The sequence below is a fragment of the Paraburkholderia silvatlantica genome (genome assembly GCF_003096715.1).
Classification (GTDB): Bacteria; Pseudomonadota; Gammaproteobacteria; order Burkholderiales; family Burkholderiaceae; genus Paraburkholderia; species Paraburkholderia silvatlantica.
The window spans coordinates 1-24894 of the sequence record NZ_QEOL01000030.1 but is presented as its reverse complement, the minus strand read 5'-3'; the positions used below and the strand labels follow the sequence as shown (position 1 = coordinate 24894).

Here is a 24894-nt window from a genome sequence, read left to right as displayed (position 1 = left end):
ATGATCCCCGGCGAAATGCTGATCGACGACGGCGAAATCGAACTCAACGCGGGCCGCGAGACCGTCACCGTGACGGTAGCGAACACGGGCGACCGCCCCGTGCAGATCGGCTCGCACTTCCACTTCTACGAGGTCAACGCCGCGCTCTCGTTCGACCGCGAAGCCGCACGCGGCTTTCGCCTGAACATTGCCGCGGGCACGGCCGTGCGCTTCGAGCCAGGACAGGAGCGTACCGTGGAGCTCGTGGCGCTCGCGGGAGACCGCGCCGTATACGGATTCAACGGCCGCGTAATGGGCCCGCTCTGAGCGCGGCCGGCGAATTCAGGCGATTTCATCAGGAATCCGACATGACATTGAAGATCGGCCGCCGCGCCTACGCGGAGATGTTCGGCCCCACCACCGGCGACCGCGTGCGTCTCGCCGATACCGAACTCATCATCGAGATCGAGCGCGACTACACCGTCTACGGCGACGAAGTGAAGTTCGGCGGCGGCAAGGTAATCCGCGACGGCATGGGCCAATCGCAGCGAGCGCACGCGCAGGTCGCGGACACCGTCGTCACGAACGCCGTGATCGTCGATCACTGGGGCATCGTGAAGGCCGACATCGGGATCAAGGACGGCCGCATCTGGAAGATCGGCAAGGCCGGCAACCCTGACGTGCAGCCGGGCGTGACGATTCCCATCGGAGCCGCGACCGAGGTGATCGCGGGCGAAGGCCAGATCGTCACGGCGGGCGGCATCGACACACATATCCACTTCATCAGCCCGCAACAGATCGACGAAGCGCTCGCCTCGGGCGTGACGACCATGCTGGGCGGCGGCACGGGCCCGGCCACGGGCACCAACGCCACCACCTGCACGCCGGGCCCGTGGCACATGGAGCGCATGCTGCAGGCCGCGGACGGCTGGCCGATCAACCTCGGCTTTCTCGGCAAGGGCAACGTGAGCCTGCCGAAGCCCGCCGAAGAACAGATCGCCGCGGGCGCGATCGGCCTGAAGCTGCACGAGGACTGGGGCTCGACGCCTGCCGCCATCGACAACTGCCTGAGCGTGGCGGACGCGACCGACACGCAGGTGGCCATTCACACCGACACGCTCAACGAATCGGGCTTCGTGGAAGCGACGGTGGCCGCCTTCAAGGGCCGCACGATCCACACGTACCACACCGAAGGCGCGGGCGGCGGCCATGCGCCCGACATCATCAAGGTGTGCGGCGAAGCGAACGTCCTGCCCTCCTCGACGAACCCCACGCGCCCGTACACGATCAACACGCTCGACGAGCATCTCGACATGCTGATGGTGTGCCATCACCTCGACCCGTCGATTGCCGAGGACATTGCGTTTGCCGAGTCGCGCATCCGCCGCGAGACCATCGCCGCCGAGGACATCCTCCATGATCTCGGCGCACTGTCGATGCTCTCTTCGGATTCCCAGGCGATGGGCCGTGTGGGCGAAGTGATCATCCGCACCTGGCAGACCGCGCACAAGATGAAGGTGCAGCGCGGCGCCCTGCCCGAGGACGGGGGTGCCAACAGCGCGCGCCACGACAACTTCCGCGTGAAGCGCTATGTGGCGAAGTACACGATCAACCCGGCGCTCACGCATGGCATCGCGCACGAAGTGGGTTCGCTCGAGCCGGGCAAGTGGGCCGATCTCGTGTTCTGGGAGCCGGCGTTCTTCGGCATCAAGCCGTCGCTGATTCTCAAGGGCGGCATGATTGCGCTCGCCCAGATGGGCGACCCGAACGCCTCGATTCCCACGCCGCAGCCCGTGCATTACCGCGAGATGTTCGCCACGCGCGGGCGGGCGCTCGCACAAACGTCGCTGACCTTCGTGTCGCAGCTCTCGCTCGACAAGCGCGTGCCCGAGCGTTTCGGCCTGCAAAAGCGCGTGGTGGCGGTACGCAACTGCCGCAGCGTGACGAAGGCCGACATGATTCACAATGCGTGGCAGCCCACCATCAGCGTCGATCCCGAAACGTACCAGGTCGTCGCCGACGGCCAGTTGCTCACCTGCGAGCCCGCCACGGTGCTGCCGATGGCACAGCGTTACTTCCTGTTCTAAAGTTTAGCCATGCGCACGATCGACAAACGACTCACTGCGAAGCTCGCGCCGGTGCTCATGCAGCGCGCGCCCACGCTCACGCTGCCCTACGACGCGCGCTGCAGGAGTCGCCTGGCGGCCACGCTCGACACGGGCGAGGAAGTGGGCGTGGTGCTGCCGCGCGGCACGGTGCTGCGCGACGGCGACATGCTCGTGGCCGACGACGGCGGCCTCGTGCGCGTGATCGCGGCGCCCGAGAGCGTGCTGCGTGTGCGCGCGCCCGACCGCCTCACGCTCACGCGCGCCGCGTACCACCTCGGCAATCGCCATACGCCGGTGGAAGTGGGCGCGGACGAACTCAGGCTCGAAGCGGACCCCGTGCTCGAAGACATGCTCAAGCGGCTGGGCGCGCAGGTTGAGCGCGTGCAGTTGCCGTTCCAGCCGGAATCGGGCGCTTACAGTGGTCAAGGCGGCGGTGGTCACCGCCACGGCCACGACGAAACGTTTGCCGACGACTACGCGCTCGCGCAACGCGTGTACGAGGAGCACCACGGTCACGCGCATGCGCATGACCATTCGCACGACCAATCGCACGAACACGCGCACGGTCATTCGCACAATCACGCTCACGGCGAAGTTCACGCGCACGACCACGACTGCGGACACGACCACGGTCATTGCGACGGCCACGCGCACGACCACAGCCATGAACATCGCTGAACTCACGGCCCTGCTGCATCTCGCGTCGCCGGCGCTGCCCATCGGCGCGTTCAGCTACTCGCAGGGACTCGAAGCCGCAATCGATGCGCAACTCGTCACGAACGCCGACGACGCCGCTCACTGGATAGCAGGCGGCCTCGCGAACGTGCTCGCTTGCGGCGAGCTGCCTTTTGTGGCGCACCAGATGGACCGCTGGCGCACGCACGACGCACGCGCGCTGATCGTTGCGAACGAGGAATTCGTCGCGAGCCGCGAGTCGGCGGAATTGCGGCGCGAAACCGCGCAGATGGGCTGGTCGCTGCGCCAGCTCTGCGCGCAGCTCGAATGGGGCGACGCGCAGCGGCGCGCCACGCTGGAGCGCATGACGCCCGTTGCGCAACCCACGGCCTTCGCATTCGCCGCGTGGTGCCACGAGGCTGCGCCGGGCGCCGCGCTCGCCGCCTACGCGTTCAGCTGGATCGAGAACCAGACGGCCGCCGCGCTCAAGGCGGTGCCACTCGGCCAGCTTGCAGGCCAGCGCATCATCGTCGCATTGCGGCCGGCAATCGAAAAAGCCGTCGCGCGCGCGCTCGCGACGGCCCCCGAGGCGCTCAACACCTTCGCGCCGCAGCTAGGCGTGCTCTCCGCGCGCCACGAATCGCAGTACTCGCGGCTCTTCCGCTCCTGAAACACACACACGAACCATGAATTCGCACGCACCCAGCAAACGAACGAAGAAACTGCCGCCGCTGCGCGTAGGCGTGGGCGGACCCGTTGGCTCCGGCAAGACCACCCTGCTCGAAATGCTCTGCAAGGCCATGCGCGAGCGCTACGACCTCGTCGCCATTACCAACGACATCTACACAAAGGAAGACCAGCGCCTGCTGACCGTTGCTGGCGCCCTGCCCGCCGAGCGCATCATGGGCGTGGAAACGGGCGGCTGCCCGCACACGGCGATCCGCGAAGACGCTTCGATCAACCTCGAAGCCGTCGACCAGATGCTCACGCGCTTTCCCGATGCGGACATCGTCTTCATCGAATCGGGTGGCGACAATCTCGCGGCGACTTTCAGCCCCGAGCTTTCGGACCTCACGATCTACGTGATCGACGTGGCGGGCGGCGAGAAGATTCCGCGCAAGGGCGGTCCCGGCATCACGAAGTCGGACCTGCTCGTCATCAACAAGACCGACCTCGCGCCGCTCGTGGGCGCGAACCTCGACGTCATGGCCTCCGACGCGAAGAAAATGCGCGGCGAGCGGCCCTTCGTGATGTGCAACCTGAAGGCGCTCGAGGGTCTCGGCGAGGTGATCGCGTTCATTGAAAAGCGCGGGCTACTCGTCACGGACAACGCGTCGACGCATTGACGCCCTGTCAACGCACTGCGCCGAACGCCGCGAGCAACGACTGGACACGATGATCGCAGGTATGGTGCTGTAAAACTTCGCGGAAACCATTTGCGCCGATTCGCAGACGCTCGTCCTCGTTGTCGAGAAGCCATCGCAGCTTTTTCTGCATGTCCTCGAGATCCTGATAGACGCACAAATGCTCGTTGTCGGTGAAATAGTTGTGAAGATCCTCGGCGTTATCCGTCAACAGGCATGATCTGCTGGCGAGCACCTCGAAATACCTCATGTTCAGGCCGAGCCTGACCGTCCGGTCTGCATTGAGGACCACGCGTGCCTTGTTGTGAAGCGCATTCAGAGGCGCACCAAGGATTCGATCGCCTTTGTGGATACGGCGCAGCATATCGCGTGGCAGCCGGCTTTTCCTGATCCACGAATGTCCGTATAACGCGATATCCTGAGTCACCTCGAATGCGCTGGCAATGACCTGATCGCGCCACGGACTCCAGGCGCCGAGAAATACCAGGTCGATCTCTTTCGCACTGCCGGCAATCGGATAATGCTGACGAATATTGGCGCCGTGAGGCAAATAGTGAGCCTCACGGCCGTGCGACTGAATCGCTTCGACGACAGCGGGTGCGAACGCAAAGTAGCAGTCAAAGTCGCGCGTGGCCGCTTCCAGCTCGGACCAGTTGTCGTTTTGCTCGACCCACCAGCCTGCCTTCGTGACTGTTGATTCCCGCAGCTGGAAGATTTCGGCTCTTTTGCCATGAATGCAAAACGCGACATCGGGCTTATAGGCTGCGCTTCTTCGCTGGGCCGTGTCGCCAGATGGTCTACCTCGCCCAGGCGGTGCTTGCGGAACAAATCCGTCCCTCTTGGGACAAGGCGAAGCGTACGGGCGAGCTTGTTGATCCTGCGAAAGACATAGCGGTAGGCCCAGTGGACATGATCCTCGATGATGAAGGTCTTCGCCTGCACACCAGCCTTCCCGAAAGCATCGGCGTAGTCGTCAGCCAACGGCGGAAAGCGGGGATGTGCGATGAGGATTCGCGAGATCGTCTTCATCATAGGCGCTTGTCCAGCAATGTCCATGTTGTCGTTGTGCGACTCGCGCATGCGCTGCCGCGCGCGAATTTATACATCCGGGACGAGCGCCTGCACAACGTCCACGGTGCGCGCCGTCGCGCCGCGGTGGCGCGAAGCAAACGCCGCAGCGGCTGCACCCATGGCGACGCGGCGCGGCCTGTCGCTGAAGAGTTCGCGCAAGGCGCGCGCGAGATCGGCGGGGTCCTGAACCTGGAGGGCCGCGCCCGCGGCAGTGGCGTCGGCGGTGGCCTGGGTGAAATTGAACACGTGCGGCCCGATCAGCACCGGCACGCCCACGGCACACGCTTCGATCAGGTTCTGCCCGCCGAGCGGCAGGAGACTGCCGCCAATGAACGCGAGATCGGCGGCAGCGTAGTAAGCGCCCATCTCCCCCATCGAGTCGCCGAGCAGGACGCTTACGTCCTGCGGTAACACGCGCACGCCCGCATGCGCCGAGGCCGCGGCAGCCGCGGCCGGCGCCCAGCGCGAGCGCCGCCCGAGCCTGAAGTTCTTGCGCTCCACGAGCGCGGCCACTTCGTCGAAACGCTGGGGGTGGCGCGGCACGAGGATCAGCAGCGCGTCCGGTACGTTGAGTGCGGCGAAGGCCTGCAGCACGAGTTCCTCTTCGCCTTCACGCGTGCTCGCCGCCACCCACACCGGCCGCTCGCCGATCGCACGCCGCCACTCGCGGCCACGCGCGATCAGCGCCGGCGGGCTCGCCATGTCGAACTTGAGGTTGCCGAGCACCGCCACGTTGCGCGCGCCGAGCGCGGTGAGGCGCTCCGCGTCCGATGGACTTTGCGCGAGTACGCGCGTAAAGCCGCCGAACACCTCGCGCGCGCGCGCGCCGAACTTCGCCGCACGCCTGAACGAGCGCGCCGACATACGCGCGTTGGTCAGCACGAGCGGCATGTCGGCGCGCTTGCATTCGTCGACGAGCGTCGGCCAGACCTCGGTTTCCATCACGAGACCAAGCGATGGACGCCATGCGTGCAGGAAGCGCCGCACCGCGTGCGGCATGTCGTACGGCAGGTAGCAGCGCAGCACGCGATCACCGAAGAGCTGCTCGCCGGCAGCGCGGCCGCCTGGCGTCATGTGCGTGAGCAGAATGCGTGCGTCGGGGCGCGCCGCCATCAACGCGTCGACAAGCGGCTGCGCCGCGCGGGTCTCGCCCACGGAGACGGCATGCACCCAGATGAGCGGCGCGTCGTCCTCGGGCAAGCGCCCTGCCGCATAGCCGAAACGCTCGCCAATATGTTCGCGATAGCCGCGCTCGCGGCGCGAGCGGATGAATAGCCGCAACACCGCGAGCGGTGCAATGAGCCACCAGGCCGTGCGATAGATCGCTCTCAGCATCGGACCTCCGCGACGGCCGGGGTCATGCGAAACGCCAAGGCCGCGCGGCTGAAGGCGTCGGTTGGTGCGTCGATTGGCACATGGATTGGCACGTTGATCGGCAGGCTCATCGCGCGTGGATTCAAACCAGTTCCTTGCCCTTGAGGCGTTCAAGAATGCCGAGCGGCGCCCATTCGGGATGCACCATCCCCTTCACCGGCAGGAAGAAGGTCTGCTCCATCATGAACTGACCGGACATGACGGCATGCGACGTGTGATCGGAGAAGCACACCCATACGCTGCCCGGCGGAAAGCCGATGGTCTCCTGCGGGCTCGACTTCTGATACCCGAGATCGGCCTTCATGCCGTCGTGCAGATTGAGCATCAGATGGTCGTACTCGCTGCGCCGCGACTTCGTGATGTGCAGCAGATCCTGCAGCCATGCCGAGCCCGGAAACTGCGGCTTGATGTTGGGCAGGAAGCGCTTTGCCATGTCCTCGAACGGCTCGCCCACGCGCCACACGCGCGGCACGCCGTTCGGGTTGACGTTGGTGAACACGCGCAGGATGCGCTCGCCGTAGTTCGGACGCGAGGGGAAGGCATCCACGTGCAGGCGCGAATCGTCCTTGCGCCACGAGGTCTGGCGCGTTTCCACCTGGTGCAGGCGCAGACTCGTGGGCGCCACACGCAGCTTGCCGGTGTACTCGGGAAAGAGGCCGTCCACCAGCGTGCGGGCGCACGTCTGGTAGCGCGCGATCAATGCGCGCACCGCCGAGTGCGTGACGCTGTCGCCAAGCACGCCGTGCAGTGCGCCGCCGTTCGGGTCGAGGCTGATGTTCTTGCGCTTGGGGTCGGCGATCGCGGGATCGAGCAGCGCGCGCTCGCCGCCTTCGATCGCAAAGGCCAGGTTCGGAAAATACAGCACCTTGCCCTGCTCGACGGCGGCGAGCAGCGTCTCGCGCGGTTGCGAAAGCTGCTGGCCGTGCCAGTCGGCGGAAGTGATTTCGATGATCTGGGATTCGTTCATTGGGTCGCCCCTGGAAGCGATGGATCGGATTGCCTGCCGGTGTGGGCCCATGCCGGCCAGGCCCTGGCGCCCGCTTGTGCACGTTTGTGCACCCTCGTGAGCGCCGATTCTTATACCCGCAGCCTCCGGGGTGCGCCTTGACGCGCCGCAGCCCCTCAGTTTGTCAGGCGGCCGAGCCGCGGCCGCGCGCCGCTACAGCAGCCCGAAGCCCGCCAGCGCGCCTTTCACCTGCGCAAGCGTTGGCGGCTGGCCTGCCGTGCCCAGATTGACGACGTTCGGCGACCAGTAGCCGCCCGTGCGCCAGGCGGTCGCAAAATTGTACAACTCGACGCTCGGGCGCTTCAGCGCCGCCGCGATGTGCACGAGCCCCGTGTCCACGCCCACCGTGGCCGCTGCGCCGTCGATCAGGCCGACCACGGCAGGCAGCGAGAGCCTGGGCGGCACGATCGCCGCTTCGCCGAATTCGCGCGCGAGGCGCTCGCTGGTGGCACGCTCGGCCTCGCTGCCCCAGGGCAGCACGAGCGACGCGCCGCGCCGCACGAGCGCCTGGCCCAGTTCGATCCAGTGCTGGTCGGGCCACTGCTTGTCGGCGCGCGACGTGGCGTGCACGAACACCACGTAGGGCACCGGCAGATTCAGCCCGACTTCCGCGAGCGCCTGGGCGGCGCGGTAGGTGTCGAGACCGAAGTCGATTTCGTCGGTGGGCGACGGCGGCGCGAGATCGAGCGCGCCCGCAACCAGTTGGCGCGTGCGCTCGACCACGTGGGTGCGCGGCTCGATGCGGATCGAGCGGTCGTAGAAGAAGCGCACGGGCCATTCGTAGCCCGCGCCATCGGTGCGGTTGCCAAGGCCGACGAGCGGTCCGCGCGCCCAGCTCGCGACCCAGGCCGTCTTGATGAGCCCCTGGCAGTCGATCACGAGGTCGTACTTCTCGGCCGCGAGCGCGCGCCGGAAAGCGCCGATCTCGCGCCAGTTGGCGCTCGACAAGAGCCCCTTGCGCCAGCGGCGCAGCGAGAACGGAATCGCACGGCGCACACCCTCCACGAGCTCGACGAGCGACTGGAAGCTCTCTTCGACGAGCCAGTCGATCTGCGCGTCGGGGTACCGCCGCCGGATATCGGCAATGGCGGGCATGTTGTGGACGACGTCGCCAAGCGACGACACGCGCACGATGAGGATCTTTTGCACGCTCAAGGCTCTTTGTGCGGACGAATTAAAAAGGTCCGCAATTTTAGCGCGCCGGGCGAAGTCAAGCGAAATAATGGGGGGAAAGGGTGAGCGTGGGTGCGGAAATCGGCACCCGAAAGACATTGAAGAGGGTCAAAGCGCCGGCACGTACAATGGCGCGGCGCCGGCACTGCGGCAAGCTGTCCTTGTCCTTACTGGACCAGTCTCGGAGGCGTGTAAGCCCCGTAACTCGGCCCAACCCCTCCCGAATTGGCAGTCTCACAGTGGCTCATGTCGTTGGACATCTGCACGAGCACATAGGGCGTGGAACCGTTACTGGCATCGAGAATGTGCAGGCAGGCGAATGCCTGGACCGGCTGAAACCCGCTCGTCGACGGATCGTTCACCACGACCACCGTCGCCCATGCGCATTTCCCGTTGCCCGCAGCGCTACAGTCGGCAGCATTCTTGAAGACCGAGTTTTCCTCGCCTGTCTGGATCCACGTCCCCGGCGAAGCTCCGACCGAGAACGTGGTGCTGTTGCCGCTGGTCAACAGGCCACTGGCATAACTGGCACTGTTGTTACTGGAATTGAACGTCGTCCACTGGCCGGATTGACAGGTGCCGTACTGATAGCTGGATCCGATCTGGAAGATGTACGGCTGCCCCGCAACCTGAGGTGTCGAGAAGCCGGACACGGTGCCGCTGGTGGGCGAGAGCTTGGGCGAGTTGGTCGACGAATTCCAGTAATTGTTGTACAGGCACTGCGACATCGCCAATGGAAACAGCCCGCCTGGTCCTACATTGCCAGGCGAAGACAGGACGGCTGTTGCCACGGCGCTGGCTTTGAGGACGTTGACGCCGAACACGCTGCTCAGAAAGCCTCCCACCGATCCGTTCGCGTTCGAGCCGTCTTTGCGGATCGTCACCTGCACCGCAGCCAGGTCGTTCGCTCCCGGTGTGAACGGCAACGCCTCGAGGCCGTATGGCGTTCCCGTAGCGTTCCAGTAGCCGGTCGCGACCGTACTCGTCTGCACATAGGCACCCTGGACCCGGTTGGTCGAGGTCGACGTCGAGAACGTCGACGCCGTCGCGGAGGCCGTCGTGAAATCCGGCTGGGTAGCGGTGCTGTTGCTGCACTCGGTGCGCGGCTTCAGACAGCCTGCACCCGCCAGCGCGGCCGCGTCAGCCGCGTTCTGGAGTTCGTTTCGAGCGACCATCAGATTGCCGATGTCGATGGCCAGCGCCGCGGTCCCCAGCAGAAAGATCATGAACACTGCGACCGTGATGGCCACCGCCCCTCTCTGCTTGCGTCTTCTCCCCGTGCGCATGATTGCCCCCCTTATTCGTTGTTCATGACGGTCGTGGCGGACAGCGTAATGGCGCCCGTGATGGGCGCCACCATCCGTCCCAGAGCCAATCCGTTGTACTGATAGGAGACGGTCACCGAAAGCGGTTGACCGAAATTGCCGCCCGCACCAGTCGTCACGACCACCGGCGTATTCTGCGCACCGAAGGTCAGCAGGTAGCTCGACGTGTAGTTCGTCACGACCGTCTGGACGTCGCTTGCGGTGGGCTTCGGGCTCTTCAGCACGACTCCGGCGCGGGCGCCTTCCCGGGCGGCATTGGTAATCACGGCCTTGTCGTAAAGGAACAAGCCCATTTCGATGATGCCGAAGAGCAAGATCAGCAACACCGGCAGCACGAGGGCAAACTCCACCGCAGCCACGCCGCGCTGCGCGTGCCTGCTGCGTCCACGCCGCGGGCTCCCTGCGCGCCCTGTTCCCCGTCCCGCACGTAACGGAAGCGACGCCGCGCCGGTCTTTGCTGTTTTCATAACTCCCCCCGATTGAATCACCCGTACAGGGCCTGGTCTGTTTCTGCCAAACGCTCCGGCCGCCTGCTAGCCGCCGTTCATGGTCGGCAGCATCGTCCGATAGATATGCAGCATCGCCGGCCCCATCAGCACCACCATCAGCGCCGGAAAAATGCAGAACATCAGCGGAAACAGCAGCTTGAGCGCGATTTTCGCGGCCTTTTCCTCCGCAAGCATGCGCCGGCGCGTGCGCAGCGTATCCGAGAGCACGCGCAGCGAATCGCCGATGCTCGTGCCGAATCGCTCCGCCTGGATGAGCATCGTGCTGAAGGAGTCGACGTCTTCAACACCCGTGCGCATGGCGAGGTTGCGCAACGCCTTTTCCTTCGTGTAGCCCGAGCGCATTTCGAGGAGCGTGAGATCCAGCTCGTCGGCGACCACCGCGCTGCGCAATCTGATTTCCTCCGCCACGCGCATCAGCGCTGCATCGAGACCGAGGCCCGCCTCGACGCACACCGTCAGCAGATCGATGGCGTCGGGGAAGTCCTCGAAGATCGCGCGCTTGCGCTGCGCGACGAAGCGCGCGAGCACCAGACCCGGCAGGTAGTAGCCAACCACCACGAGCGACACGAGGACCACCGCAAAACGCGTAACCGAACTCGCCGCCCCGCCGCCGCTAATCAGCCACATGGCCGCAAGCGTAGGCAGCAACAGTGCCAGCACGGTGCGAGTGCCGAAGAAGATCGCCACGGCACCCGGGGAGCGCCAGCCCGCATTCATCAGCCGTACGCGCAGCGCCGAGACTTCCCAGCCTTCCTTGGGCGTCGAGAGCCGGGAAAGCGGCTCGGAGATCTGCACGAGCTTTTCGTACCAGGCCTCGCTGGTGGCATCCGGCTGCGCACCTCGAACAGGCGCGCCGCGACCGCCGCCCACCTGTTCGATGCGCCGCCGCATGGTCCTGGGTGCAAGGACATACATGCCGGCCAACGACAGGCCGAACACGCAGGCAAAGAGACAAACCAGCAACAGCAACCGCGTCGAATCGAGCGCTAACATGGCTCCCCCCCTGGAATTTTGTCGATGGTGCGAGACGTGACGTCGTCAGACGCGAATCCGCACGATGCGCCGTCCCCAGATCATGCCGGCCACCAGTAGCGCACTACCGGCTTCAAGCATCATCACGCCTGCGGGGTCGCGCCATAGCACTTCGAGAAAGCCTGGATTCACGAGGGAGATGGCCCCGCCCGTGACCACCGGCAGCAGACCCAGCACCCGCGCCGAGAGAACCCCTTCCGCGGCGAGCACGCGCACCTTGTCGAACAGTTTGAAGCGCGCGCGCACGAGGCTCGCAATGCCGTCCAGCAACTCGGCCAGGTTGCCGCCCGTCTCGCGCTGGATCAGCACGGCAATGACGAGGTAGCGCAGGTCCCCCACCGGCACGCGCTGCGCGAGCGCCGTCAACGCCTCGTTGAGCGACACGCCATAGTTGATCTCGTCGAACGTGGTGCGGAACTCGGCGCCCATCGGGTCGGCGAACTCGGTGCCGACCAGGTCGATCGCGCCCGAGAACGCATGGCCCGAGCGCAACGCGCGCGCAAGCATGTCGCAGGCATCGGGCAACTGCTTCTGGAAGCGCCGCATCCGCTTCGTGCGCCGATAGCGCACGTACATCAGCGGCATCAGCGTCGACGACGCGGCAGCGGACGCCAGCATGGCGAGCGGCACGCGGATGAATATCCCCGCGACGATCACCACGACCGGCATGAGCGCGCACATCGCAATGACGCGTGAAGCCGTCCAGCTGATGCCCGACTGCTGCACCCACGCCTCGAACGAGCGGATGCCCGGCACGAGCAGCAGCATGCGCTGGCCGAACGTCGACCCGTCGAGCTTGCGCGCCTTGAGGATGGACATCGCCTCCTTGCGCCCCACGCCACCCGTCGCCACGGCCTCGATGCGCGATTCGAGGCGGCGCGCGACGGCGCCGTGCCGGCTGTTCCACCATTCCCACGCGCCCTGGCTGGCAAGCACGACCGCCACAAAAAGCAGCAGGATTGCCAGAATGAAGGTTGTACTCATGCCACGCTCCCCCGGATGAACGTCGTGAATATCAGACCGTGTCGTAACGGCGGCCCGGATCGAAAATCTGCTCCGGCAGATTCACGCCGAACGCCGCGAAGCGCTCGCAGAATTTCGGCCGCACCCCCGTCGCACAGAAGTGGCCACGCACGTTGCCATTCGAGTCCATGCCCGTGCGCTTGAACGTAAAGATCTCCTGCATGTTGATGATGTCGCCCTCCATGCCGGTCAGCTCCGAAATGCTCACGATCTTGCGGCGGCCGTCGGTCAGGCGCGCGGCCTGCACGACCACCGAGATCGCGGACGAGATCTGATGGCGCATCGTGCGCGGCGGCAAGGCCAGGCCGCCCAGGCTGATCATGTTCTCGAGGCGCGTGAGCGCATCGCGCGGCGTGTTGGCGTGGATCGTCGCGAGCGAGCCTTCGTGGCCGGTGTTCATCGCGTTGAGCATGTCGAGTGCTTCCGCGCCGCGCACTTCGCCGAGGATGATGCGGTCGGGGCGCATACGCAGCGCGTTGCGCACGAGCGCGCGCTGGGTGATCTCGCCTTTGCCTTCGATGTTCGGCGGGCGAGTCTCCAGGCGCAGCACGTGGTCCTGGCGCAGTTGAAGTTCGGCTGCGTCCTCGATCGTCACGATGCGTTCGTCGTTTGGAATGAAGCCCGAGAGCACGTTGAGCATGGTCGTCTTGCCGCTGCCGGTGCCGCCGGAGACGAGAATATTGACCTTGGCGCGCGCGAGGCCCTCGAGCACCTGGGCCATGGGCGGCGTGAGCGTTTGCAGCTCGATCAGATCGGAGACCAGCAGCGGCTTGACCGCGAAACGCCGGATCGATACGAGCGGACCGTCCACGGCCGAAGGCGGAATGATGGCGTTTACGCGCGAGCCGTCGGGCAGGCGCGCGTCCACCATCGGGCTAGATTCATCGATGCGCCGCCCCACCCGCGAGACGATCTTTTCGATCACCTTCATGAGATGGGCGTCGTCGTAGAAGTTGACATCGGTGAGTTCGAGCTTGCCGCGGCGTTCCACATAAGTCTGGCACCACGTGTTCACGAGAATGTCCGAGACCGTAGGGTCGCGCAGCAACGGCTCGAGCGGACCGAAACCGAACATCTCGTCGTACACGTCGATGGCCAGCTGCTTGCGTTCGAGGTCGTTCGCAAGCGCCTTCTGCTCTTCGAGGATGCGGCCCACAAGCGCGTTGATTTCGCTGCGGATCTGCTCCTGGGGCATGCGTGAGAGACGCTCGAGTTCCACCCGCTCGAGCACCGCATGATGCGTGTCGTATTTCAGCTTCTGGTACGCCTCGGTCTTCACCCGGGACGGCGTCGCCGGGGCCACAGCGGCGCCGCCGCCCGTATCGGTGCGCTCGACGATTGTCGGCTCAAGGCGCTGCGCAAAGATCTGCTCGCGAAGAGACATGACTTTTCTCCTTTACATCAATCCGAGTTTGGCCGGCGTCTGGCGGCCGAGCATGCGCGCGAACAGGGAATCGCCCTTGCCCCGCGCAGTCGCACCGGTCGCGTTGGGGAGCGCGACGCTCGACGCCAACGTGCGCAGGCAACGCGTCACCGCGCTGCAGGGGGCCGCCGCGGCAATCGGCACACCCTGATTGACGGCTTCGGCAACGGCACGCGCGTCGTCGGGAATAACGAGGAACGGCTTCATGCCGAGCACGGTGTCGGCGGCCTCGCGCACGCGCTCGCCGTGACGCGTCTGGCGGTTCAGAAGCAGGCGCATGCGCTCCGGCCCGTAGCCAAGCGACTGCAAAATCTCCTGCAGGCGGCGTCCCGCCTGAAGATGCGGCATGCTCGCCTGCAGGACGATGTGGATCTCGTCGCTGCGATCGAGCGCGAGCATGGAAAGCGGATTGATCGTCTGGCCGAGATCGAGGATCACACAGTCGTAACGGGGCGCGGCGACGCCGAGCACCCATTCGAGCCTGTCCTGTCGCATCTCGCTCGCCTTGATCGGGTCGCCCGCGCCCGCCAGGATGTCGAAGTTCCCTGCGGCGTGCATCACACTCGCCTCGAAGAGCGCCACGTCCATGCGGTCGACTTCTGCGCACAGTTGCGGAAGCGTCGAGGGCGGCGTCTGAGCTGTCACGAGGAACGCCGCGTCCGCGTAGAGCTGGTTCAGGTCGATCAGCAGCACACGCCGGTCCTGCGTCTGCGAGACGATATGCGCGACGTTCGCCGCGATAAAGCTCGTCCCTACGCCGCCCTTGCACGACATGAACGACACGATGCGCGACGCGCGCGTGCTCCCATGCGCGCGCTGGCCAATTGCTCGCTGCAGCGCCTCGCCGATCGTGCGGCCGTCCGGCGGCCCCGTGACCACGTCGCGAAAGCCCGCGCGCATTGCCGCGATGAGTTCCTCGGGCGAAGCCTCCGGAATCAGCAGAATGCACGTGAGCCGTTCGCAGCGACGGCACAGCTCGCTTACGGAAGGCAACTGTGCCTCCTGCAACCCTCGTGCGTCGACGATCAGGACATCGAACGCGTCGAGCGTGTCGCCGCGCTCGACAAGATCGAACGGTGTGCCCACGCTACGCGTCGTGCGGTACGGGCCGCATCCCGCAATTGTGCGCATGATCTGCGCAAGCCGCTCTGCGTCTGTCGAGGTGATGAGTATGTCGATCATGATCGTATGTCCCCGCTGTTGTTTCCTTCTCCGGCCGGTTGCGCGCGTGTGTACTTGACACCGCTCACTGGCTACCGCTGCTCACACCAATCGTGTAGGGATTCGCCGATGTCACCGGATGCTGGAACGACTTGTCATAGTTATCCATCGCCGATGCCGCCGACTTGCCGTCCACGCCCGGCTGCGAGGCGCCGTGTCTGCCTGCGTCCGGATCGATGATTTGCGCCTGCATCGAGTAGCGCACGGCTTGCCCGAAGTGCGCATCCCAGATCGGCGTGCTGGTCATGCAGCCGCCGAGCGCCGCGCCAAGCGGCGCAATCAATAGGAACCGGCGAACGAATACAAAGTTTTCGAGTTTCATTTTGGCCTCCTGATCGCCTGGTCAATGAGCGGGGGTTTCGTTCGACGCGATCCGTGCCGCCTCGCGCTCGATTCGCTGCGCGCGCGCCGCGCTGTCCTCGCCTGGCGGTGGCATAAGGGCCTGCGCATTCACCTGCTGCGTAGGTACCGGCTGCGCGAGCGCTTCAGCGGGCGGCGGACCTTTCGGTGCCGGCGACTCTTCGCGGCGCGAAGAGACCTGCGGTGCGGGCAGCGCGGCCGGCGTCTGCGGTGCAGCGGGCGCGGCCGGCATCGGTGCCGGTGCAGCCGGTGCTGCCGGTGCGGTCTGCGTGCCGACGGGCTCGGGTGCAGGAGGCGCAAACCGTCCCTGGTTGCGATTGGCGCGTCCTTCCATGTTGCCCGTTGCGTACACGTCGGCTTCATGGACCTGCGAGAAGCTGTCCGTGGGCATCTGCAGCTGCGCGACATCCGCCACCGGCTTCACGAGATGCGGCGTGACGATGAAGATCAGTTCCGATCGGTCCTGCTGGAACGAGGTGCTTCTGAGCAATGCGCCCAGCACCGGGACCTCACCGAGGCCCGGCACTGCCTTGAGCGAGCCCGTAATGTTGTTGCTGATGAGCCCGCCGATCGCGAACGACTCGCCGTCGTGCATCTGCACCGTCGTCGAAGCACGCCGCGTCGTGATGAGCGGCAGAATGCTCACGCCACTCACGTTCGACGCGCTCAGCGTGACGCCCGTGGGCGAGAGCTCGGAGACTTCCGGCGCCACCTTCAGGTTGATGCGCCCTCCGTTGAGCACCGTCGGCGTGAACTTGAGCCCCACGCCGAACTCTTCTTCCTGCAGCGTGATCGCCGTGGCGGACGTGCCGCCGCCGCTTTGCGGCACGGGGATGAAGATCTTGCCGCCGGCAAGGAAGGTGGCTTCCTGACCGCTGATGGTGACAAGATTAGGCTCGGCCAGGATCTTCACGAGGTTGTCGGTCTTCTGCGCGTCGATGGCGAACTTGAGCGGGTTGTTGTTCGCCTTCGAGAAACCGAATGCGCTCGACACGCCTGCGAGCAGATTGCTCACCAGCGCCCCCGTCCAGGACCCAAATCCGCCCTGGATATTGACGGCCGAGCCGAGCTGGTCGATCAGCGTCTTGTCGACTTCGGCGACCTTCACTTCGAGCATGACCTGCTGCGGCGAATCCACGCTTAGCATGTTGATCACTCCGCCCGTGTGCGCACCGTTATTGCCCTGGCCGCTCACGCCGAAAACCTGGGCAATTTCCGCGGCCTGCTGGGCGGCCTGCGCGCTCGACACATGGCCGGCGAGCACAATGTTGTCGGCCGCCGTCGAAACGCGGATATCACGCTCTTGCGGCAGGAGCTGCGCAAGCGCCGCCTGAAGACCGCCGGAGTCGGCGCTCACGATCACATCGATCACCTGGCATGCGCCGCTCTTGCCCTGGACGATCATGTTGGTCGTCCCGACCGCCTGGCCAACGATGTAGAGTGTTTGCGGCGAAACCATGGTCGCCTGGGCGATCTCCGGATTGCCGAGCGTACGGTTGCGCACCGGTTCGTCGATCGGCACGAGCATCGACTTGCCAAGCGGCACGACCACGTTGCTTTCGTTGCGGATGGCCCCCACGCAGTTCGGTCCTCGCAGCGGTCCCGCCACGGCTTTGGGCGGCGCGCTGCTGCCTTGCGGCGGTCCCATGCTGATGGTCATCTGCATGGGACCCTTGCCCATGGGAACCGCAGCGCTTGCGGCGGGCTTCTCCTGCGCTGCGTTCGCGCTCGATTGCTGTGCCCAGCCCGGAGTCGAAGTCATCAACCCGGCACAAACCCAGGCAAGCGTTGCGACACGCCACGGACGAACGCCGTTGCGGGCCCCCGTGGACCCCGCATTTACTTTGGTATCCATATCGTTATACCCCGTACTTACCTGCGTTTTAATGGCGGCTTTACCGCTCACTCGCCCTCTTCCCGGATGGTCATCGCCGGGCTCAGGCAGCCGTTCTGCCTTGTTTCAGAAACACTCCTGACTGCCGGTCACGCCCGACAGCACACCGATACAGTTGCGCCTGGCGGGCGCGTGCTCGGCGTACTTCACACGCACCGGGTGCGCCGGTTCCGGCAGCGGCACGGGCGGGGGCAGCAGGCCACCTAGCAGAGTCTGCTTGGTGGCGCCGTCGGTCATGAGTTTGTTGTCGTCCACCTGATTGCGCAGGACGAGTGAGAGCGTGCCCACGCTGCGCGCCAGATCGAGCTTCTCCGCCTGCTCCGGCGTCACCTCCAGGGTCACCGCGTTCACGACCTTGGGTGCGGTATCGTCGCGATTGACCTGCTGCGCCACGGCCAGCACCAGAATTTTCTCGAGCACGATCTTCGAGATGCTCTGCTGCTGGGTATCGGCTTTTTTCTCGGGCTCCTGCGTGTTGACGATCACGTCGACGTAGTTGCCCGGCAACGCGAAGCCCGCGACGCCCACCACATCGTTCACGCGGACCGTGATTGCGCGATGCCCCTCGCCGATCACAGCGGATAGCCCACCCTTGGTGCCCACGGGCGCCAGCTTCGACTCGAGCACCGGTTCGCCACGCGTGAGGCTTGCGCGCACCACCCGCCCGTCGAGATCCTTCGGTACTGCGAATGTGCCGGGCGGGAGGCTGTCCCTTGGCCAGCTGACCGTTCTGATCATCGTTTCATTGATCGGCTGACCGAGATTGATGTCGTCCGATGCGACGGCAACAGGTACCGTGGCCCCCGACGACGTTTGAAGCAACCATTTGGAAGCGAACACCACTGCGGCCAGACCGGCCAGCAGGGCGATCGCGAGCATGACAAACGCGCGGCTGTTTTTCATGACATCCCCCGTAAGCATTTCATAACATTAGTAATCGATGAGCCGAAAAATCGGCCCTTGTCCCGCGGGCACCGGGCAGCGCTTTAGCTCACCATCGTGAACAGCACTACCACGGTCCCCCCGGCAATCGCGACACCATACGGAATCGATCCGACCGATTCACGCACCGTACCTGGCGATGCACCTGCCATGCGCGTGGCGCGGCTCGCTCCCGCAAGCAACGCTGCGACGTTTCCCGTCAGGCGGCCCAGTTGTCCCCGCATCAGGGCTACCCCTAACGACCACACCCCGCCGATGATGAAAGTGTTGACTGCGATATCGACGGTTGCCGCCGCACCGAGCCACGCACCCAGCATCATCAGCAACTTGACGTCGCCGGCCGCCATGCCGCGTAGCAAATAGAACGGCATCAGAAGCGCGAACCCGGTCGCCGCGCCGCCCAGCCAGATCGCGCAGCCCGGAACGGCGCCGCGCAGCGCGAGTTGCACCGCGAGTGCCGAGACAAGACCGGCCACGATCAGCAGGTTCGGAATCCGGCGGCTAACAATGTCCGTGCTGGCCGCAAGGATCGCCAACGCGATCACGCACAGCGGAACCGGCTGCGGCGGCAAGGAAGCAGACAGCATCGCGAATTCCATTTTTCGCTCCCTGGTTACATCTGCTGTGTCATAGCCAAATTTGTTCCAACGCGCGCGGGTTAGATCACACCCGCAATGTCGGAAAACACGTTTTGAAGCGTCGAACCGATCGATGCGATGCTGGCCATGATCAGCACCGTGATCAGGGCCGCGAGCATCCCGTACTCCAGCGCCGTAATGCCGTTTTCGTCACGAGCAAAGTGCTTTGCCTGAGCAATGATCTTTTGCATTTTTTGGTCCCCTGTTAGGTGTGTGATGCAGGGCGAGTGCAGCTTGCGTCGCGTACCACTCGCCCCGCGCATCCGTCAGATCGTGGCAGCGACGTCGGAGAACACGTTCTTCAGCGTCGAGCCGATCGTTGCGATGCTGGCAATGATGAGCACCGTGATGAGACCCGCGAGCATCCCGTATTCGAGTGCCGTGATGCCGTTTTCGTCACGAGCGAAGGTCTTTGCCTGAGCAATGATCTTTTGCATTTTTAATCTCCAACCAGTTATGAATGTGTTTAATCCCGGTCCTTCCAGCGATTGGAGCGAGTGAGGCTTGCGTTGCATACCCACTCGCCCGGGCGTCGGTTAGATCGTGGCAGCAACGTCGGAGAACACGTTCTTCAGTGTCGAGCCGATCGATGCGACGCTGGCGATGATCAGCACCGTGATCAGACCTGCGAGCATGCCGTACTCGAGTGCCGTGATGCCGTTTTCGTCACGAGCGAAGGACTTTGCGTGAGCGATGATCTTTTGCATTTTGTGATCTCCAATCGATGTGTACATGGTTAACCCCCGATTCCGTTTCCATGTGGTTTTGAGGGTGGGTTGGGCCACGTCACCGGGTTCGGCGTTGCAGCCACAGGCGCAGTTCTACGCGTGTCATATCGATGACTTTGTGCGCTTCGCCACACGCGCAACAATTTCCTGTTCCCAACCACACAAAATCGGAAAAATTGACACGCCACATGTGACCAATCCCTCTCAAATCGACGATGTCATCTCGGCCGTCAACATGCTTTATCCACTACTTTCAGAGTTGCCTAATAACGACACATTTCCTCGATCGAAAAACTTTATACGTATTTACCCCTGCTTTTTCCTGTCATTCTCACATCTCAATCAATACGACCGTTCGTCACAAACTTTCATCAGTCGTCAATTACGTTGACATATCAACTACATTTTTAATCGGAATTACGAGTATTAAGCACACGCTTATACCAAACCCATGACGCACGCTCGCTGCAGAATCAGTAGTTACCCGATCACACCAGGCCCTTCGACGCAAGACATGACGCATCTTTTTTTTCAGCGCTTTATTCATTGAAGGTGACTCTATGCGCGAGTGTTAGCACGCGAACATTGCGAATGCACTCTGCATTGCTCCTGACGCGCACGTCTCCCAATAATCAGGCAACACGCAGGGACTGCCATACACCGCACTGCTCGCGTGTTCGGGGGAAAAATAGGCGGCTAAGCCGCCAGCTCAAAATATTCAACGGGGACCGAAAAAAATGCGACCACTTGAGCGGGATGGCTCACGCTTGCAGTCGACGGCGTGCTCCTGGCTTTCGCGCGAGAGACTCATTGCCTACAGCACCGCCATGCTCGTCATCGGTGTCGGCTTCGTAGCGCTCTGGGCTTGGGTGACTCATGGCTTTGCCGCTACAGGCGGCTGGCGTCCAGGCTCCGACCTGCTCGTATTCTGGTCGGCCAGTCATACGGTCCTCCAGGGCCAGGCCTCCACCGTCTTCGACTACTCAGCGTTTTCCCGGATCGTGGCCGCGGTGACGGGCGGCCTGCCCAAGAGCGCATTCATTCCCTGGCTTTATCCGCCCACGTTCCTGTTGTTCGTCACCCCACTCGCGCTGTTGCCGCTTCCGCTTGCTTATTTCGTTTTCCTGGGCGCAAGCGCATCCGCGTTCGTCTGCGCAACCGTTCGCGTTTCCGGCCTCGCACAAAGCCCGCTTGGCGCCGCGACCGCCCGGTATGTCGTGCTCGCCATGCCGTGTGTGATGGTGTGTGCCATCTTCGGGCAAAACGCGCTGATTACTGCAGCACTCGCCGCGTTTGCAATCGCGTCGATCGACCGTCGCCCCGCGATCGCCGGGATTTGTATCGGGCTGCTGGTGATCAAGCCGCAACTCGGCATCCTGTTCCCTCTCGTTCTGATCGCGGCACGGGCATGGAAGGTCTTCGGATACGCAGCTGCGACGGCAGTGCTCTTTTTTATTGCAAGCATGGCGCTCTGCGGGTCCCCATCGATTCGGCTGCTCGCAGGCAACGTCGGTATGGCGCGCGAGCTTATCCTCGAGCACGACGTCCGCTTCTGGCTTGCCTCTCCGTCAGTGTTCGCGTCGCTGCGACTCATTGGCGCCTCGCTGCTCACAGCGGGACTGATGCACGCCGCGATTGCCGCCATCGCGGCGTGCGGCGCATGGAAAATCTGGTGCACAACGCACGACACCGCCCTGCGTGCAGCTGCGCTCGGGACGACGACGCTCATCGTCACGCCCTATGTCTGGCATTACGAACTAACCTGGGTCGGCTTGTCATGTGCGGGGCTGCTCGCGACCGGATTGCGTCGCGGGTGGCTTCCCGGCGAGCAGCTCGTGCTGCTTCTCGTCTGGCTCCTGCCAGTATTCGAGTTCGCCAACCAGATTTTCAGGCTGCCACAGACCGGACCGGTGATCCTGTTGCTCATGCTGCTCGCGGTGCTCCGCCGCACGCGTATCGATTCCGCTCTTTAGGCGAGAGACCATGCCATGAACCAGACGACCTTCAGCGATTCCATGAGTACGGCCGGTGCCGCGCACACTCAGCCCCTGGGCATGAAACAGCCCCGCTCGCACTGGTTGAGCGGCCAACGCCTGTGGATCTACCCGCTTGCCGCGCTTGTCTACTATTTCTGTGTTGCGCTGGCCTACGTGTATCACCTGGTATGGCTCAAGGATCCGCAGCTGAGCGTGCTTGCCGTGGACTGCCTGCCGTTCTGGAGCGCGTCGCATCTCGCCCTGCAGGGGCACGCGGTCAATGCGTATAACTTTGACATCCTGAAGCCCGTCGAGGAATTCGCGGCTGGACGGCCCGTCGGCATCCTTCCGTGGCTCTACCCGCCAACGTTCCTCCTGTTCGTCTATCCGCTGGCACTGTTGCCCTTCACGCTTTCTGCACCCATCTTCCTGTTCGGCACACTCGCCATCTTCGTCAAAGTGGTGAAGACGATCGCGCCTCACCCGCGCACCGCGCTCCTCGCAATCGCCTTCCCGGGTTCCGCGCTGGTGCTGACGGCCGGCCAGAACGGGCTGCTCACGGCATCACTGGTGGGACTCGGACTGGTCCTTCTGCGCGCACGCCCGATACTCGCCGGGTTGTGCTTTGCGCTCGTCGCCATGAAGCCGCAGCTTTGCGTGCTCATTCCGCTCGCGCTACTCGCTTCGCGCTCGTGGCGCGCACTGGGCGCCATGAGCGTGGGCGTGGCGATTTCGCTGCTGGCTTCGGTCCTGGCGTTCGGCAGCGAAACGCTGGTCGCATTCATTCATAACATGGGCCTCGCCAACAGTTTCGTCGAGACGGGACGGGCCCACCTTTTTCGTGTGCCGACTGTGTTCGGGGCACTCAAGCTGCTCCATGCGCCAACCGCGCTCGCCAGTACTGCGCAGGCCGTATCCGCCCTGTGCGCGGCCGCCGCCGTCGGCTATGCGTGGGGCCGGCCCAGCGCCTTCGGTCTGCGCGCCGCCGTGCTCGTATGCGCCAGCATGCTCGTGAGCCCATACCTCTATGACTATGACCTGACGTGGAACGGAATCCTGATCGCATGGGTCGTCTATCACGCGAGGGAGCACGGCTTTCAGCGCGGACAGCGCGAATGGCTCGCGGTACTCTGGCTCGCCCCCATCGCCGGTCTCACACTCGTTTCTCATCTGCACGTCCCGTTCACTCCGCTCGTCTCGATTGCCACGCTCTGGATGCTGATTGCACAGATCGCGCGCGAGCGAAGCGCGCAGGCAATATTCGACACCGCCGCCTCGTCGTAAAAGGGAGACAACATCATGAACATGTTTATCGGCGACGAGGCGCGCTGCATCAAAACCGCGCTCGAGACCCCGCTCATCTCTGTCGTCGCTCCGTTCTATAACGAGGAAGACGGCGTCGAACTGTTCTTCGAACAGATCATTGCGACGATGGAGTCCATCGAATCCGTGCGCTTCGAGATCGTCTGCATCAACGACGGCAGCAGGGACGCCACGCTTGAAAAGCTGGTTCTCGTCAGCCAACACGACAGGCGCGTCAAAGTCATCGACCTCACGCGCAATTTCGGCAAGGAGGCTGCACTCACTGCGGGCCTCCATGAAGCGACCGGCGACGCTGTCGTCGTCATCGATGCAGACCTGCAGGATCCGCCTTCATTGATTCCCGAAATGATCCAGCGTTGGCGCGAAGGCGCGGAAGCCGTACTCGCCCGGCGTGCCAGTCGCGCCTGCGATTCCTTTCTCAAGCGCACGACCGCGGCGTTGTTCTATCGCATCCACAACACGCTTTCGGAGCTGAAAATCCCCGAAAACGTTGGCGATTTCAGACTCATGGATCGCCAGGTGGTCAACGCGCTGCGCGATCTTCCAGAGCGGCATCGGTTCATGAAGGGGCTGTTCGCCTGGGTCGGGTTCAACACCGTCATGATCGACTATGAGCGCACGCCACGCAGTGCAGGCAAAACCAAATTCTCTGGCTGGCGCCTGTGGAATTTCGCCCTTGAAGGCATTACAAGCTTCAGCACCGTGCCGTTGCGCGGCTGGACGTATATCGGTGGGGTGCTGGCCACGCTCGCGCTTTGCTACGGCACGTTCATGGTTGGCCGCACATTGCTGCTCGGCAATCCCGTTCCGGGCTACGCGTCCCTGTTCTCCGTCGTGTTGTTCTTGAGCGGCATCCAGTTGGTAGGCATCGGTGTCGTTGGTGAATACATAGGGCGCATCTACGACGAGTCAAAGAAGCGACCGGTCTACCTCGTGCGCCGGCGCTACGAGTCGCGTGCCAGCATCAGCGTCCTGCCGGTCGAACGTGTGGAGGTCCGTACCCATGGTGCGCCGCTGGGACTGGGTCGCTGGGGTGGCGCGTCGCAGGTTCGGGCGGCGGGCCGATGACGATGTTTCGATCATCAGGAGGCGCGTCATATGATTTGACGCTTCCGCTGACTTATGGGGGATAACATGTCTGACTATCAATCCAGCTCCAGTGCCGAGGACTCACCCAGTGATCCGGGTGGGCTTCTCGTCATCTTCGTGTTGCTGTACTTCGTTCCTTCGATCGTCGCCTTCCGTCGTATGCATCATAAGCGACTCGCGATCACCGGGCTTAACAGGCTGCTCGGATGGTCAGTGCTCGGCTGGATAGTCGCTTTACTGTGGGCACTGACTGGGGTTCGGAAAGAGGCGCCTTGCAATGAGCACACGCGCACACATAACACTGAGAGTCAGCGAGAAGGCGAGGACGGGTTCTCGCTCATATAGTCAGTTGCGGTCAATTTTGCTGTCCCCCGGAGTCAATGCCGAGGGGCACGTGAGTCGTGTTGGCAACGGTGATCAACTGCGACAGCCCGGAATAGCCTGATCCGGTATTCGCACGGATGGTGCGGCTGGGCGAACTATGCTGCACGAATGCTGCCCAATCCACAGAATGCGCGTTCGGATCGAGCATTGGCTCAGCATAATTCCTGAGCCTTCCTTTAACTCATCTCGTTATACACAAGTGGCGCAGTAGCAGACGTTTGTCCTAAAGCGCATTGAGCAATGAACATGCGTGATTGGGGTTGTTAACTGCCAGAAT

27 protein-coding genes are annotated in these 24894 nt (G+C 63.8%); 9 read left to right on the top strand and 18 right to left on the bottom strand.

Annotated features, from left to right (window positions below):
- Genes C7411_RS31095 through ureG form a run of 5 tightly spaced genes read left to right on the top strand, consistent with a single transcriptional unit; the run spans position 1 to position 4108 of the window.
- Entirely contained in the window at positions 1-306 is a 306-nt protein-coding gene (locus C7411_RS31095; protein WP_042268725.1) for an urease subunit beta, read from the top strand.
- Positions 307-347: 41 nt separating this feature from the next.
- Positions 348-2066: an urease subunit alpha gene (gene ureC / locus C7411_RS31090; RefSeq protein ID WP_110387910.1), complete on the top strand. Its 1719-nt coding sequence runs from the start codon at positions 348-350 to the stop codon at positions 2064-2066.
- Between the two features lie 9 nt (positions 2067-2075).
- Positions 2076-2765 (top strand): urease accessory protein UreE, encoded by a 690-nt coding sequence (gene ureE / locus C7411_RS31085; protein WP_110387909.1) that lies wholly within the window; start codon positions 2076-2078, stop codon positions 2763-2765.
- A complete protein-coding gene (locus tag C7411_RS31080) occupies positions 2752-3432 on the top strand; it encodes an urease accessory protein UreF (RefSeq protein WP_110387908.1) in 681 nt (226 codons plus the stop codon). The genes ureE and C7411_RS31080 overlap by 14 nt, the downstream gene beginning before the upstream one ends.
- 16 nt (positions 3433-3448) lie before the next feature.
- Entirely contained in the window at positions 3449-4108 is a 660-nt protein-coding gene (gene ureG, locus C7411_RS31075; RefSeq protein ID WP_110387907.1) for an urease accessory protein UreG, read from the top strand.
- A 7-nt stretch (positions 4109-4115) separates the two neighbouring features.
- Here ureG and C7411_RS31070 read toward each other — a convergent pair whose 3' ends face one another.
- The 17 genes from C7411_RS31070 to C7411_RS30990 all read right to left on the bottom strand — a co-directional run bounded on the left by C7411_RS31070 (position 4116) and on the right by C7411_RS30990 (position 19824).
- Positions 4116-4676, bottom strand: coding sequence for a CgeB family protein (locus C7411_RS31070; protein WP_110387906.1), 561 nt, complete (start codon positions 4674-4676; stop codon positions 4116-4118).
- A gap of 548 nt (positions 4677-5224) precedes the next feature.
- On the bottom strand, positions 5225-6532 hold the full coding sequence (gene waaA / locus C7411_RS31065) for a lipid IV(A) 3-deoxy-D-manno-octulosonic acid transferase (RefSeq protein WP_110387905.1): 1308 nt from the start codon (positions 6530-6532) through the stop codon (positions 5225-5227).
- Positions 6533-6653: 121 nt separating this feature from the next.
- Entirely contained in the window at positions 6654-7538 is an 885-nt protein-coding gene (gene kdoO, locus C7411_RS31060; protein WP_110387904.1) for a Kdo hydroxylase KdoO, read from the bottom strand.
- Between the two features lie 192 nt (positions 7539-7730).
- Entirely contained in the window at positions 7731-8732 is a 1002-nt protein-coding gene (gene waaC / locus C7411_RS31055) for a lipopolysaccharide heptosyltransferase I (protein WP_110387903.1), read from the bottom strand.
- Positions 8733-8917: 185 nt separating this feature from the next.
- Positions 8918-10000, bottom strand: coding sequence for a pilus assembly protein TadG-related protein (locus C7411_RS31050; protein ID WP_243413412.1), 1083 nt, complete (start codon positions 9998-10000; stop codon positions 8918-8920).
- 47 nt (positions 10001-10047) lie between these two features.
- A complete protein-coding gene (locus C7411_RS31045; RefSeq protein ID WP_243413411.1) occupies positions 10048-10425 on the bottom strand; it encodes a TadE family protein in 378 nt (125 codons plus the stop codon).
- A 183-nt stretch (positions 10426-10608) separates the two neighbouring features.
- Positions 10609-11577 carry a type II secretion system F family protein gene (locus C7411_RS31040; protein WP_110387900.1) on the bottom strand — a complete coding sequence of 323 codons (969 nt, stop codon included), beginning with the start codon at positions 11575-11577 and terminating at the stop codon, positions 10609-10611.
- A 45-nt stretch (positions 11578-11622) separates the two neighbouring features.
- A complete protein-coding gene (locus tag C7411_RS31035; protein ID WP_110387899.1) occupies positions 11623-12600 on the bottom strand; it encodes a type II secretion system F family protein in 978 nt (325 codons plus the stop codon).
- Between the two features lie 31 nt (positions 12601-12631).
- Positions 12632-14023: a TadA family conjugal transfer-associated ATPase gene (locus C7411_RS31030; protein ID WP_110387898.1), complete on the bottom strand. Its 1392-nt coding sequence runs from the start codon at positions 14021-14023 to the stop codon at positions 12632-12634.
- Between the two features lie 12 nt (positions 14024-14035).
- The gene (locus C7411_RS31025; RefSeq protein ID WP_110387897.1) at positions 14036-15244 is read right to left on the bottom strand and encodes a CpaE/TadZ family protein; all 1209 of its coding nucleotides are present in this window, start codon (positions 15242-15244) and stop codon (positions 14036-14038) included.
- A 64-nt stretch (positions 15245-15308) separates the two neighbouring features.
- Positions 15309-15605 (bottom strand): hypothetical protein, encoded by a 297-nt coding sequence (locus C7411_RS31020; RefSeq protein ID WP_110387896.1) that lies wholly within the window; start codon positions 15603-15605, stop codon positions 15309-15311.
- Positions 15606-15626: 21 nt separating this feature from the next.
- A complete protein-coding gene (locus C7411_RS31015; protein ID WP_110387895.1) occupies positions 15627-17498 on the bottom strand; it encodes a type II and III secretion system protein family protein in 1872 nt (623 codons plus the stop codon).
- 105 nt (positions 17499-17603) lie between these two features.
- Positions 17604-18440, bottom strand: coding sequence for a Flp pilus assembly protein CpaB (cpaB, locus tag C7411_RS31010; RefSeq protein ID WP_110387894.1), 837 nt, complete (start codon positions 18438-18440; stop codon positions 17604-17606).
- Positions 18441-18523: 83 nt separating this feature from the next.
- Positions 18524-19066: an A24 family peptidase gene (locus C7411_RS31005; protein WP_110387976.1), complete on the bottom strand. Its 543-nt coding sequence runs from the start codon at positions 19064-19066 to the stop codon at positions 18524-18526.
- A 71-nt stretch (positions 19067-19137) separates the two neighbouring features.
- Positions 19138-19308 (bottom strand): Flp family type IVb pilin, encoded by a 171-nt coding sequence (locus tag C7411_RS31000; RefSeq protein ID WP_110387893.1) that lies wholly within the window; start codon positions 19306-19308, stop codon positions 19138-19140.
- 75 nt (positions 19309-19383) lie between these two features.
- Positions 19384-19554 carry a Flp family type IVb pilin gene (locus C7411_RS30995; protein WP_110387892.1) on the bottom strand — a complete coding sequence of 57 codons (171 nt, stop codon included), beginning with the start codon at positions 19552-19554 and terminating at the stop codon, positions 19384-19386.
- A 99-nt stretch (positions 19555-19653) separates the two neighbouring features.
- Positions 19654-19824 carry a Flp family type IVb pilin gene (locus C7411_RS30990; RefSeq protein ID WP_110387975.1) on the bottom strand — a complete coding sequence of 57 codons (171 nt, stop codon included), beginning with the start codon at positions 19822-19824 and terminating at the stop codon, positions 19654-19656.
- Positions 19825-20612: 788 nt separating this feature from the next.
- On the opposite strand from C7411_RS30990, the gene C7411_RS30985 reads away from it, so the two are divergent.
- The 4 genes from C7411_RS30985 to C7411_RS39070 are packed head-to-tail and all read left to right on the top strand — an operon-like array spanning position 20613 to position 24578.
- The gene (locus tag C7411_RS30985) at positions 20613-21818 is read left to right on the top strand and encodes a glycosyltransferase family 87 protein (protein ID WP_165822927.1); all 1206 of its coding nucleotides are present in this window, start codon (positions 20613-20615) and stop codon (positions 21816-21818) included.
- A 15-nt stretch (positions 21819-21833) separates the two neighbouring features.
- Positions 21834-23105, top strand: a complete 1272-nt coding sequence (locus C7411_RS30980; protein ID WP_110387890.1) for a glycosyltransferase family 87 protein — start codon at positions 21834-21836, stop codon at positions 23103-23105.
- A gap of 48 nt (positions 23106-23153) precedes the next feature.
- Positions 23154-24212 carry a glycosyltransferase family 2 protein gene (locus tag C7411_RS30975; protein WP_110387974.1) on the top strand — a complete coding sequence of 353 codons (1059 nt, stop codon included), beginning with the start codon at positions 23154-23156 and terminating at the stop codon, positions 24210-24212.
- Positions 24213-24266: 54 nt separating this feature from the next.
- Positions 24267-24578, top strand: coding sequence for a superinfection immunity protein (locus tag C7411_RS39070; protein WP_373682712.1), 312 nt, complete (start codon positions 24267-24269; stop codon positions 24576-24578).
- 10 nt (positions 24579-24588) lie between these two features.
- On the opposite strand, the gene C7411_RS37685 is transcribed toward C7411_RS39070, so the two are convergent.
- Positions 24589-24765 (bottom strand): hypothetical protein, encoded by a 177-nt coding sequence (locus tag C7411_RS37685; RefSeq protein WP_165822926.1) that lies wholly within the window; start codon positions 24763-24765, stop codon positions 24589-24591.
- Positions 24766-24894: the final 129 nt, after the last annotated feature.